Below are 12,831 nucleotides of genomic sequence, written 5' to 3'. Positions count from 1 at the left end.
GTTGTCCCGGAGTCTATTTCAAACTATCAACTCCTGTCTTCTGTGCTCTGGTAACCCTTGGAACACCAATTGATAAGAGCGGTCAATTAGCGAATAGAACTGTGAGTTCGGTAATTCTCCATCCAGAAACACCGTGTTCCAGTGCGCTTTATTCAAGTGTTCACTCGGCACGATCTCCGGATGTTGCTCTCTTAGGCTTTCGGCCAATTCAGGGCTGGTTTTCAATGAAATACAAGGACGTCCGCCGGTCTCACCCACCATGGCAAACATCACATCTGCCACTTTAATCTGATTCGCTTGCCACTCCTCGTGGTCACTCTGCTCTGCCCCCGGTTTGGACATGCAGTATTCCAGTAATGCCGAATTATTCATGGGGATATCTCCTGTCATGGGCCGTTAGCATCTCGCGCAAGGGCCTAATAAGTTATTTATTCCATAAAAGCTTCATTACCATCAGTTATATATTAAGTTGCCAACTTACGCCTATGACAATAGTTTTACTGTGAGCAATGAATGAGCGTTTGGCATGTGTCTGCCACATTAATGAGTATATTCTTTAATCAATATACAGCCATTGGCCTTGAGCCAAACAAGGGGAATATGAGGATAAGTCGCGGAAAGCTGGTAGAAAAAATAAATAAAAAGGCGATATTGCTATCGCCTTAGAAACTCGAAGTTCGACTTACTGTACCGCAGCAAAAGCCGCCGCGACGCGCTGAACATTACTGTGATTGACGCCCGCCATACACATCCTGCCGCTGGCAATCAGATACACACCAAACTCTTCACGCAGACGGTCCACTTGTGCTGCACTGAAACCGGTGTAGCTGAACATGCCGCGCTGTTGCAGCAAATAGTCAAAATTACGATTAGGTAATGAGGCTTTCAACGCCTCAACCAAAGTGCTGCGCATTGCAATAATACGCAAGCGCATTTGCTCCACTTCAGATTGCCATTGCGCTTGTAATTCAGTGTCATGCAGCACTTTAGAAACCACCTGTGCGCCAAAGTTTGGTGGGCTGGAATAGTTACGGCGAACAGTGGCTTTCAGTTGCCCTAATACGCGGCCTGCCGCTTCTTCACTTTCACAGACTACAGATAAGCCACCGACCCTCTCGTTATACAGGGAGAAAATTTTAGAGAAGGAGTTACTGATCAAACAAGGTAATTCTGCGGCCGCCATCGCACGGATAGCATAAGCATCTTCATTCAGCCCGGCGCCAAAACCTTGATAAGCAATATCCAGGAACGGGATCAGATCCTGGCCTTTAGCCACTTCAATCACTTGATCCCATTGCGCATTGGTGAGATCCGATCCCGTTGGGTTATGGCAACAAGGGTGCAATAACACAATGCTTTTGGCTGGTAACTGCTGGAGTGTTGCCAGCATTTGATCAAACTTTACGCCCAGTTTGTCATGATCAAAATACGGATAGGTATTCACTTCAAAACCTGCGCCGCTAAAGATAGCAACGTGGTTTTCCCAGGTAGGGTCACTGACCCAGACCTGCGAATCAGGGAAATAATGATTCAGAAAATCAGCACCGACTTTCAATGCACCAGAACCACCCACGGTTTGAATAGTTGCCACGCGCTTCTGTGCCAACATAGGATGTTCTGCACCGAATAACAGTTGCTGGATAGCTGTACGGTAGGAGTGCAAACCTTCCATCGGCAAATAGACCGGTGTGCCGTGTGGCTGAGCGCTTAATTGCGCTTCGGCCGCTTTTACGGCCTGCATCAATGGGATCTCGCCCTGCTCATTGTAATAAAGCCCAATGCTCAAATTCACTTTATGTGCGCGGTCATCGGCTTTAAAACTTTCCATCAGCGACAGGATCGGATCACCTGCATAGGCATCAACATTTTGGAACACGGCGCTGCTCTCCTGAATTAAATAATAATTGTTTATACCTTTATTATGCAGCTTACCTTATTCGCCTAAATATTCCATCGCTACGCGGGAGGTCAGCTTAGTAATCAATTCATAGGCGCTGATACCGGTGCGCGCCGCGATTTTCTCAACAGGCAATTCAGCCCCCCACAGCAGCACTTCGTCACCGACTTTATCTATGGCTTCCGGCCCAAGATCAACAGAAATCATATCCATTGAAACCCGACCAACAATGCCAACTTCACGGCCATTCAGCCACATAGGGGTGCCCGATGGGGCGCTACGTGGATAACCGTCACCATAACCAATCGCTACCACGCCAAGACGGGTATCCCGCTCACTAATCCAAGTGCCGCCATAACCCACTGGCTCACCGGCTTTATGCTCACGCACCGCAATCAGGCTAGATTTCAATGCCATGGCGGGCAACAAGTCAAAGTGACTGGCATAGGGTTCGTCCATCGGCGACACCCCGTACAGTATGATGCCGGGGCGCACCCAATCACGGTGTGCCTCTGGCCACAGCAAAATACCGCCAGATGCGGAAATAGATTGCTTACCGGGTTTATCAGCGGCGAAGGTATCAAAACAGTCAAGTTGCTGGCGGGTAGTGTCCACGAGTGGTTCGTCCGCACGGCTAAAGTGGCTCATAATATTGACTGGCTGAATGATATTGCGGCACGCGCTTAAGCGCTGGTAAAAAGCCTCCGCTTGTTCCGGGCGCACGCCCAAGCGGTGCATACCGGTATCCAGTTTCATCCAAACATTAATGGGGGCAGAGAGATTAGCCGCTTCCAGCGCTTCTAGTTGTTCAATGCTGTGTACTGCGGTTTCAATGCGGTTAGCCACCAGAACCGGAAGATCTTCTGCAGCAAAGAACCCTTCCAGCAGCAAAATGGGTTTGACAATTCCGCCGGATCGCAGCATTAGCGCTTCGCCGATTCGCGCCACACCATAGCAATCTGCATCCTGTAAAGTATGCGCTGTTTCTAATAACCCGTGGCCATAAGCGTTTGCTTTCACAACAGCAATCAGGCGACTTTGCGGCGCCATACGCCGAACCTGTTGCAAGTTATGTCGCAGAGCGCGGCGGTCGATTACTGCTGTTGCCGCTTTCATTTCTTATCCTTAATACTTAATAGATGTTATGCCCAAAGTCATTGGAGTTGCAGGTAGCAAGCTAACAACCCTGCGGCTTCAAGTACCAAGGGGGATACTATTCGTCGTCGTATTGCGGGCCAGCGTAATTATCAAAGCGCGACCATTGACCATTAAACTTCAGTCGAACGGAACCGATCGGGCCGTTACGTTGTTTACCCAAAATAATTTGTGCAATCCCTTTTTCATCACTGTTTTCGTGATAAACCTCATCACGATAAATGAACATGATTAAGTCAGCATCCTGCTCAATAGAACCTGATTCACGTAAATCGGAGTTGACCGGCCGTTTATCAGCACGTTGCTCCAAACTACGGTTAAGCTGAGACAGCGCCACCACCGGCACTTGTAGCTCTTTTGCCAATGCTTTCAGGGAACGTGAGATTTCGGCGATTTCCAGGGTGCGGTTATCCGAAAGCGACGGCACCCGCATCAATTGCAGGTAGTCGATCATAATCAAGCTCAGCCCACCGTGTTCGCGGAAAATACGCCGCGCACGGGAGCGCACTTCAGTTGGAGTCAGGCCGGAGGAGTCATCGATGTACATATTGCGCTTTTCCATCAATATGCCCATGGTGCTGGAAATCCGCGCCCAATCCTCATCATCAAGCTGGCCAGTACGAATACGGGTTTGATCGACATGTGACAAGGACGCCAGCATACGCATCATTATCTGGTCACCGGGCATCTCCAAACTGAAGATTAATACTGGCTTTTCCTGCATCATCGCAGCGTTTTCGCATAGGTTCATCGCAAAGGTGGTTTTCCCCATTGATGGACGCGCGGCGACAATGATCAAATCTGATTTCTGCAATCCGGCAGTCTTTTTATCCAAATCAGTAAAACCGGTTGAAACCCCGGTGACGCCATCATGTGGCCGCTGATAGAGCTGCTCGATCCGCGCGACGGTAGCTTCGAGGATCTGATCGACACTTTTCGGCCCTTCATCTTTATTGGCCCGACTTTCGGCAATTTGGAACACTTTAGATTCCGCCAGATCCAGTAGATCTTCACTGCTACGCCCTTGCGGATCATAACCGGCATCAGCAATTTCGTTAGCCACCGAGATCATTTCACGGACTACCGCGCGTTCGCGGACAATGTCAGCATAAGCACCAATATTCGCTGCACTTGGCGTATTTTTTGACAATTCGGCCAGATAGGCAAAGCCCCCTACCGAATCCAAATCACCTTTTTGTTCGAGCGATTCGGACAAGGTGATCAAGTCGATCGGTTTACTGTTTTCCAGCAAACGCTGCATTTCAGTAAAGATCCGGCGATGTGGGCGGCTGAAAAAGTCATTGCTGGCTACGCGCTCAGAGACGTTATCCCAGCGCTCGTTATCCAGCATCAAACCGCCCAACACGGACTGCTCTGCCTCCAGCGAATGAGGCGGGAGCTTCAGCCCTTCCATCTGGCGATCGCGTGGCTCTGTCATATTGTTGGTTGGTTTTTTTGCTGCCATGAAAAGTGCTCTTTACCTTTATTACGATAGGAAAATAGTGCCGCCTAGTATACGCGATGATACCCGATGGGTAATTATGAATTCCCTATTACTTATCGGTATTAGCAAGATGTTGGCGCCTCGTGTAGAACTCTGTAAGGTGAAAATACACTTATTGTGAGGAGCTAACATGGCAAAACATATTCAATTTAGCACCCCTGGCGGGCCGGAGGTATTGCAATACCTTGATTTCACCCCTGCCGACCCCGCGGCACATGAAGTTCAGGTAGAAAACAAAGCTATTGGGATTAACTATATCGATACCTATGTTCGTACCGGGCTTTATCCAGTACCACAGTTCCCCAGCGGTTTAGGGAGTGAGGCTGCCGGTATTGTCACCAAAGTCGGGTCGGCGGTTAACACTATAAAAGTCGGTGACCGAGTAGTATATGCTCAATCAGCTCTGGGCGCTTATAGCGAAGTCCATAATGTCGATGCAGATAAAATCGCCCTACTCCCTGCGGAAATCTCTTTCGAACAAGCGGCGGCTTCATTCCTTAAGGGACTGACTGTTCAGTATTTATTGCGCCAAACCCATGTAATCAAACCCGGCGAAGTGTTCTTATTCCACGCGGCGGCAGGGGGTGTCGGGTTGATTGCCTGTCAATGGGCAAAAGCTCTGGGTGCAAAACTGATAGGCACCGTCGGCTCTGATGAAAAAGCGGAATTGGCGAAAACCAACGGCGCTTGGGCCACCATAAACTATCGCAAAGAAAATATCGCCGAGCGAGTGGCGGAGCTGACCAATGGCGAAAAAGTGGGTGTGGTGTATGACTCGGTGGGGAAAAGTACCTGGCTAGACTCATTGAATAGCCTTAAACGCAGAGGTTTGATGGTGAGTTTTGGTAATGCCTCTGGCCCAGTGACCGGGGTTGACCTTGCTATACTCAACCAAAAAGGTTCGCTGTATGTCACCCGCGCGTCTCTATACTCTTATGTCACTAACCGGCAAGAGTTGGAAAGTGCCAGCCGTGAGCTATTCTCATACATTATCAGTGGGGCAATTAAAGTGGATGTGGCTGAAGCTCAGAAGTTCCCGCTGAGTGATGCGCGCCGTGCCCATGAAATATTAGAAAGCCGCCAGACAACGGGCTCCAGTCTGTTGATCCCTTAATCGCCAGCGACACTAATATGATAAAAAACAAAGGGCCCCATTAAGGAGCCCTTTGTCATGACGCTTTCTTTGATGCACTTGTAGGGGTACAGCTAGGTATTCTGTCAGAGCCATGTTCACTTAGATGAACGTGCCGTTTATACAGCTATTTTTGCCTCTGACAGGGATGAAAATGTGATAACAAATCGTGTCGGGTAGCATCCTAACAAGCCCGCTTTGGAAAAAACACGTTTTCCTAACAATTCACGCGACTAAACTTTCAGCCTGTGATCACTGCCGCAAGAAAGCAAAATTTTAGTAAAATCTGACTCTATTTTAATAACGCCTGACTATCGGTTTCTGCATTGAGCGCCAAATCCAGACCACCACCACAGCTAAAATCAACCATGGTAACAACTTAATCATCATCACAAATAAGCCGCCCAACATCATAAAAGCAGCCGCCACCAGTAATGCGGCGAAGATACCCAACAAGGAGATGCCGGTCGCCATCAACATGATGAAAAAACCAATAACAAAGAGAATTTCGAACATGGCTGGCTCCTTAATTGTTGTTTAATCCCCTGTAAATGCATCACTCACACCGTGATATCGACAGAGATTTCATCAGGAGTATTACAAGAAACGTGCCAACCTAAAAATAGCAGATAACAGATTGAATTTATTACTTATAGATAAAAACTTACCTGCCAGGGAAATAGGCAGGCATGGTCAATTTCGCTAACTTATAGTCACTTTTATTACAGTGAATTGTGCTGCGGACGAGTCACCAGCGCTAGCGCCTGTTCGACCACAGACACATCAGCACCGGGCTTATGCGCATTTTCACTCAAATGACGACGCCATTGGCGCGCGCCAGGAATCCCTTGGAAAATTCCCAGAATATGGCGAGTAATGTGACCAAGATAAGCACCGCGAGAAAGCTCTTGTTCGATATAAGGATAAAGCGCTTCGATGGCTTTCACACTGTCAACCACTGGCGCGTTCGGATCAAACAGTTCGCGATCTACTTGCGTTAAAATGCTGGGATTTTGGTAAGCTTCGCGCCCCATCATCACCCCATCAAGATGCTTGAGATGTTCTTTGGCCTCAGCCAGCGTTTTGACCCCACCGTTAATGGCAATGGTCAGTGCCGGGAAATCACGTTTAAGCTGATAAACTCGCTCATAATCCAGTGGTGGTACTTCGCGATTTTCTTTCGGGCTGAGCCCTGAAAGCCAGGCTTTACGAGCATGAATAGTGAAAATATCACACTCACCACGGCCTGCGACGGTTTGCACGAATTCACACAAGAACTCATAGCTATCCAACTCATCAATACCAATGCGGGTTTTTACCGTAACCGGAATAGAAACCACATCGCGCATAGCTTTAATGCAATCAGCGACCAGATTGGCCTCCGCCATCAGGCAAGCCCCAAAACGGCCATTTTGTACCCGATCAGAAGGGCAACCGACATTGAGATTTATTTCATTATATCCACGCTGTTCAGCCAGTTTGGCACAATGCGCTAATGCCTGTGGATCACTGCCACCCAATTGTAATGCCACAGGATGATCTTGCTCACTGTAAGCCAGATAATCCCCTTTGCCGTGGATAATGGCACCGGTGGTCACCATTTCGGTGTACAACAAAGTCTGTTTAGTTAACAAACGATGGAAATAACGGCAATGGCGATCTGTCCAGTCGAGCATCGGCGCGACGGAAAAACGCTGCAGAGGGTAACGTGGCTTGTCTGCCTGGGTGCTGGAAAAAGTCTGAGCTTCGTGCATTTACTGTGGTTTCATCGGTTATGATTGCATCAATTACCCATTGATATGACTCATTGAGCAAACTAAACAATGGGAAGGAATCAGGGATTATACCATAGAACTTTACGATAGCCGCCTGAGTGAGTGTTGTGGCTCAAAGAGTGAAAATCTGCCACTAACTGCTGCGACTTGCCAAAATTGTGACACTCCGTAGCCTCTCGTTTTTTCATCTATCGGCGATTATCAGTAAATATGATAAAATCGACACCATTCGAATGCTGCGGGATGTATATGATGAACCCTATCAATCAGGAAAAGCTGCTTGCCCAGGCGGAAAGTCTGTGTCAACAACGTAACGTCCGGCTGACACCGCAACGTCTTGAAGTATTACGATTAATGGCACAACAACCCGGCGCAATCAGCGCTTATGACCTGTTAGATCTGCTGCGTATTTCTGAACCACAAGCAAAACCACCCACGGTTTATCGCGCTTTGGATTTCTTGCTGGAACAAGGGTTTATTCACCGCGTAGAATCAGCGAACAGCTATGTGTTGTGTCATCATTTTGAAGAACCAACTCATACTTCTGCGCTTTTTATCTGTGATCGCTGCAAGATTGTGACAGAACGCACCACCGTCGGCATCGAAGAAGCCTTGGCACTGTTAGCAAAACAGTCGGGTTTTACCCTGCGTCATAGTGTGGTTGAAGCGCATGGTTTATGTGCAGAATGTGGAGAGGTTGAAGCTTGTGAAAGCCATGAACATTGTGACCACGACCATTCTATTGTGACGAAAAAGAAATAACCTTTGCTGATAAAATCAAACTGTCGCTAGAAAAGCGGCAGTATCGAAGGGAACTCATTTATAATAACCTTTATCACCTAAACCCAATATAATGGATGCAATTCATCACATATATTACCGGTGAAAATAATAAAATAAAAAACAAGACACATCCTTGTGCCCATATCGATATAAATATAGGAGTGACAGAATAGCCTAATTAAATAAGAACACTCTTCAATGTAATGAAAACTAATATCCAATTAATAGAAAGTGCCATTTAATAATGTGTATCCTGTAAAATGAGAGACCCGATAAATTTATATCAATATCAGTTTAAATCCATTTAAGGCTGTTACCAGCGATACTTACTGTGGTCTTCCCAGGCTTTAACTTCTTTCTCGGCTTGCTCTTTCTGATAGCCGTATTTCTCCTGGATTTTACCCACCAACTGGTCACGCTTACCTTCAATGACGGTGAGGTCATCATCAGTCAGCTTGCCCCATTTCTCTTTCACTTTACCTTTAAACTGCTTCCAGTTACCGTCGGCTTGATCTTTATTCATAATATCTCCGTTACCTTAGGATTAGTCAGTTTATTTAATTTAGCACGGTAAATAGATGTTATTACTCAAAACAACTTTAACTTAAATTAGTTATTCTTAGTCATAATTTAAATTAAACGTTGTTGCTTCGCTTACCGTATGAATAACTATAGCAGAGGATACCAATAATTAAAGTCAGATTAATATTAATCACTATCATTACAGTAAAAAATAGAAAACAAAAAATCGTAATATTCAGTTAAAACAGCAAGTAATAAGTTATTATCGGAATGTTCTCAAACTAGCTTGAATTAAATATTAGAGGGATTAAATGCTTTATATACCCTTCTCACTGAAGGGTATATAAATAAAGGTTAAAATCAGATCCAGTCGCCATTGCGGATGACACCAACGGCCAATCCTTCAATAGTAAAGTTTTGCTCACGCAGATCGACAACAATCGGCTGGAACTCACTGTTTTCTGGTAGAAGTTGTACGATATTACCTTGTTTTTTCAAGCGTTTTACCGTCACTTCATCATCAATGCGCGCAACGACCACTTGCCCATTACGCACATCCTGAGTTTTATGTACCGCCAATAAGTCACCATCCAGAATACCGATATCTCTCATCGACATCCCATTAACCCGCAGTAAAAAATCCGCACTCGGCTTAAACATGGAAGGATCAACTTTGTAATGCCCTTCGATGTGTTGTTGGGCTAACAGCGGCTCACCTGCGGCAACCCGGCCAATCAGTGGCAGACCATCTTCTTCTTCCATCAATAGACGGATACCACGGGAAGCGCCGGAGACTATCTCGATAACGCCCTTACGGGCCAGTGCTTTTAAATGCTCTTCAGCGGCGTTAGGAGAGCGAAACCCCAGACGCTGCGCAATTTCGGCACGGGTCGGTGGCATACCTGTTTGCGCTAGGTGGTCGCGCACCAGGTCATAAACCTCTTGCTGTCTGGTAGTAAGTGCTTTCATTCCGCCCCCTGTTTGTTTATACAGTCTTGCTGTGAGTATATACAGGTAAGCGGGTATTGGGAACCAAAGAGTGAATAAAAACAGGGATTAATCACTGTTTACATCAACAGCGTTGTTAGCGCCATGATTAACCGACATGTTGCCAAAGCACGGTTATCCATATAAATAGTGCCAACAAAATGGCCAGAGACACGGCGGCAGAGCCCATATCCTTAGCCCGGCCTGACAGTGCGTGAAACTCACTGCCTATACGGTCCACCACGGCTTCTATGGCGCTATTAATGATTTCGATAATAATCACTAAAACAACACTGCCAATCAATAAAATCCGTGTTATAGCATCTACATCTAGCCAGAAGGCCAGTATGATAGCGAGTATGGCAGCCACCGCTTCTTGACGAAATGCGGCTTCATTTTTCCAGGCTGCGGCTAAGCCTTTAACAGAATAACCCGCTGCTTTATAGATTCGGGTTAATCCTGTTGATTGATTCGCCATATTTTATTGCCTTTATCTTAAGTTAATGATGATTTTTGCCGCTTTCTGTTGTCTCATCACCACAGATCTCAAAACCACTTTCTGGTATCCTTGCGACGAATTGCTAACAAGAGGCTTCATGTAGTTATGTCAGGTTGGCGTAAAATATATTATAAGTTGTTGAATTTACCACTTAAACTGTTGGTAAAAAGCAAGGTTATTCCGGCAGATCCTGTGACTGAGTTAGGGTTAGACCCATCTCGTCCTATTCTGTACGTTTTACCTTACAATTCTAAGGCTGATTTGCTGACTTTGCGAGCGCAATGTCAGGCGCAGGATCTGCCCGACCCATTGATTCCATTGGAAATCGATGGCGTGCAACTTCCCAGTCATGTCTTTATCGATAACGGCCCGCGGGTGTTTCGCTATTACGCCCCGAAACAGGAATCGGTCAAGCTATTCCACGATTATCTGGATCTGCATCGCAATAATCCGGAGCTGGATATCCAAATGCTGCCGGTTTCGGTGATGTTTGGCCGCTCTCCGGGGCGTGAAGGCCATGGTACGCCACATCTGCGTGTGCTAAACGGCGTGGAGAAATTCTTTGCTGTTTTGTGGCTGGGCCGCGATAGCTTTGTGCGTTTTTCCACCACGGTATCACTGCGCCGAATGGCCAGTGAGCATGGTACGGATAAAACCATCGCCCATAAATTGGCGCGTGTAGCGCGGATGCATTTCTCGCGTCAGCGTTTGGCTGCTGTGGGCCCGAGCCTACCGGCCCGTCAAGATTTGTTCAAAAAACTGTTAACCTCCAAAGCCATTGAAAAAGCTGTCGCGGATGAAGCTCGCACCAAGAAAATCTCTCACGAGAAAGCGCAGCAAAATGCCATTACGCTGATGGAAGAAATAGCCGCCGACTTCTCTTATGAAGCCGTGCGTCTGTCTGACCGAGTATTGAGCTGGACGTGGAACCGTTTGTATCAGGGTATTAATGTCCATAATGCCGAGCGCGTGCGGCAATTGGCACAAGATGGCCATGAAATTGTCTATGTGCCCTGCCACCGTAGCCATATGGACTACCTGCTACTTTCCTATGTGCTTTATCATCAAGGGCTGGTGCCACCGCATATTGCCGCCGGTATTAACCTGAATTTCTGGCCCGCTGGCCCGATTTTCCGCCGCTTGGGCGCGTTCTTTATTCGCCGCACCTTTAAAGGCAATAAACTCTATTCAACCGTATTCCGTGAATACCTGGGCGAGCTGTTCACCCGTGGTTATTCAGTGGAATACTTTGTTGAAGGTGGGCGCTCACGTACTGGCCGCCTGCTGGAGCCGAAAACGGGCACATTGTCGATGACGATACAGGCCATGTTGCGTGGCGGTTCGCGTCCAATCACCTTGGTGCCGATTTATATCGGCTACGAGCATGTGATGGAAGTGGGGACTTACGCCAAAGAATTACGAGGTGCGACCAAAGAAAAAGAGAGCTTATTGCAGATGCTGCGCGGTTTGCGCAAGCTGCGTAATCTCGGTCAGGGCTATGTCAACTTTGGTGAGCCCATCCCGTTAACCACCTATCTGAACACCAATGTGCCGCAGTGGCGTGATGCTATCGACCCTATCGAAGCACAGCGCCCAAGCTGGCTGACACCCGCTGTGAATGATTTGGCTGGCCAGATTATGGTTCGAATTAACAATGCGGCGGCGGCCAATGCGATGAACTTGTGTTCGACGGCATTGTTAGCCTCGCGTCAGCGCTCACTCACTCGCGAGCAACTGCTTGAGCAACTCGATTGCTACTTGCAACTGATGCGCAATGTGCCTTATGCGAAAGATGTCACCGTGCCGGATAAGACGCCGGAAGAGTTACTTAATCACGCCTTAAATATGAATAAGTTTGAGGTGGAAAAAGACAATATTGGTGACATTATCATCCTGCCACGGGAACAAGCCGTGCTGATGACCTACTATCGCAATAACATCCAGCATTTGCTGATCCTGCCGTCGCTCATTGCCAGTATGGTCATGTACCAACGGCGTATTACACGTGCCGAGTTATTGCGTCAAATCAGCATGATCTACCCGATGCTGAAAGCTGAATTATTCCTGCATTACAGTAAAGAACAATTGCCACAGACATTGGATACGCTGATTGATGAACTGGCGCGCCAGCAGTTGATTTGCGACAAAGGGAATGAATTGGTGCTGAATCCGGCCCGTATTCGCCCGCTGCAATTACTGGCCGCCGGGGTGCGCGAAACCCTGCAACGCTATGCGATTACCCTTTCATTACTCAGTGCCAACCCCAGTATCAATCGTGGCGCACTGGAGAAAGAGAGCCGCATTATGGCGCAGCGCTTGTCTGTTCTGCATGGCATTAACGCGCCGGAATTCTTCGATAAAGCCGTGTTCTCCACACTGGTGGGCACCTTACGCGAAGAGGGTTATATCAGTGACAGCGGTGATGCGATTCAGGAACATACGCTGGAAGTTTACAATATGCTGAGTGCATTGATGACGCCGGAAGTGAAGCTGACGATTGAAAGTGTCAGTATGCCGGCTGAAACTAATAACCTGCTGCCAGAACCCGCGGAAGAGGATAAAGAAGATAACTAATTC

At 47.4% G+C, this 12,831-nt stretch carries 12 protein-coding genes; 3 read left to right on the top strand and 9 right to left on the bottom strand.

The features are described 5' to 3' along the window. Positions 1–18: 18 nt before the first annotated feature. From DX162_RS07840 to dnaB, 4 genes are all read right to left on the bottom strand, one after another. Entirely contained in the window at positions 19–372 is a 354-nt protein-coding gene (locus DX162_RS07840; RefSeq protein ID WP_004391843.1) for an MmcQ/YjbR family DNA-binding protein, read from the bottom strand. 310 nt (positions 373–682) lie between these two features. Beyond that, a complete protein-coding gene (locus DX162_RS07835; RefSeq protein ID WP_004391845.1) occupies positions 683–1,876 on the bottom strand; it encodes an amino acid aminotransferase in 1,194 nt (397 codons plus the stop codon). Positions 1,877–1,933: 57 nt separating this feature from the next. Next, positions 1,934–3,013: an alanine racemase gene (gene alr, locus DX162_RS07830; protein WP_004391846.1), complete on the bottom strand. Its 1,080-nt coding sequence runs from the start codon at positions 3,011–3,013 to the stop codon at positions 1,934–1,936. 97 nt (positions 3,014–3,110) lie between these two features. Further along, positions 3,111–4,517 carry a replicative DNA helicase gene (dnaB, locus tag DX162_RS07825; RefSeq protein WP_004391847.1) on the bottom strand — a complete coding sequence of 469 codons (1,407 nt, stop codon included), beginning with the start codon at positions 4,515–4,517 and terminating at the stop codon, positions 3,111–3,113. Positions 4,518–4,686: 169 nt separating this feature from the next. On the opposite strand from dnaB, the gene DX162_RS07820 reads away from it, so the two are divergent. Next, complete coding sequence (locus DX162_RS07820; RefSeq protein ID WP_004391848.1) at positions 4,687–5,670, top strand: quinone oxidoreductase; 984 nt, start codon at positions 4,687–4,689, stop codon at positions 5,668–5,670. Between the two features lie 315 nt (positions 5,671–5,985). On the opposite strand, the gene pspG is transcribed toward DX162_RS07820, so the two are convergent. Beyond that, on the bottom strand, positions 5,986–6,204 hold the full coding sequence (pspG, locus tag DX162_RS07815) for an envelope stress response protein PspG (protein WP_004391849.1): 219 nt from the start codon (positions 6,202–6,204) through the stop codon (positions 5,986–5,988). Positions 6,205–6,410: 206 nt separating this feature from the next. Further along, positions 6,411–7,442 (bottom strand): tRNA dihydrouridine(20/20a) synthase DusA, encoded by a 1,032-nt coding sequence (gene dusA, locus DX162_RS07810; protein ID WP_004391850.1) that lies wholly within the window; start codon positions 7,440–7,442, stop codon positions 6,411–6,413. Between the two features lie 273 nt (positions 7,443–7,715). On the opposite strand from dusA, the gene zur reads away from it, so the two are divergent. Beyond that, the gene (gene zur, locus DX162_RS07805; protein WP_032820476.1) at positions 7,716–8,225 is read left to right on the top strand and encodes a zinc uptake transcriptional repressor Zur; all 510 of its coding nucleotides are present in this window, start codon (positions 7,716–7,718) and stop codon (positions 8,223–8,225) included. Between the two features lie 334 nt (positions 8,226–8,559). On the opposite strand, the gene DX162_RS07800 is transcribed toward zur, so the two are convergent. The 3 genes from DX162_RS07800 to DX162_RS07790 form a co-directional block, all read right to left on the bottom strand. Continuing rightward, complete coding sequence (locus DX162_RS07800; protein ID WP_004391853.1) at positions 8,560–8,769, bottom strand: CsbD family protein; 210 nt, start codon at positions 8,767–8,769, stop codon at positions 8,560–8,562. A gap of 359 nt (positions 8,770–9,128) precedes the next feature. Continuing rightward, positions 9,129–9,737 carry a transcriptional repressor LexA gene (lexA, locus tag DX162_RS07795; RefSeq protein WP_004391854.1) on the bottom strand — a complete coding sequence of 203 codons (609 nt, stop codon included), beginning with the start codon at positions 9,735–9,737 and terminating at the stop codon, positions 9,129–9,131. Positions 9,738–9,864: 127 nt separating this feature from the next. Beyond that, positions 9,865–10,233 carry a diacylglycerol kinase gene (locus DX162_RS07790; protein WP_004391855.1) on the bottom strand — a complete coding sequence of 123 codons (369 nt, stop codon included), beginning with the start codon at positions 10,231–10,233 and terminating at the stop codon, positions 9,865–9,867. A 126-nt stretch (positions 10,234–10,359) separates the two neighbouring features. Here DX162_RS07790 and plsB point away from each other — a divergent pair, with 126 nt between their 5' ends. Next, positions 10,360–12,828: a glycerol-3-phosphate 1-O-acyltransferase PlsB gene (plsB, locus tag DX162_RS07785; RefSeq protein ID WP_004391856.1), complete on the top strand. Its 2,469-nt coding sequence runs from the start codon at positions 10,360–10,362 to the stop codon at positions 12,826–12,828. Positions 12,829–12,831 lie beyond the last annotated feature (3 nt).

The sequence above is a fragment of the Yersinia kristensenii genome, from assembly GCF_900460525.1.
Taxonomy (GTDB): Bacteria; Pseudomonadota; Gammaproteobacteria; order Enterobacterales; family Enterobacteriaceae; genus Yersinia; species Yersinia kristensenii.
This window is presented reverse-complemented; position numbering and strand designations above follow the sequence as displayed.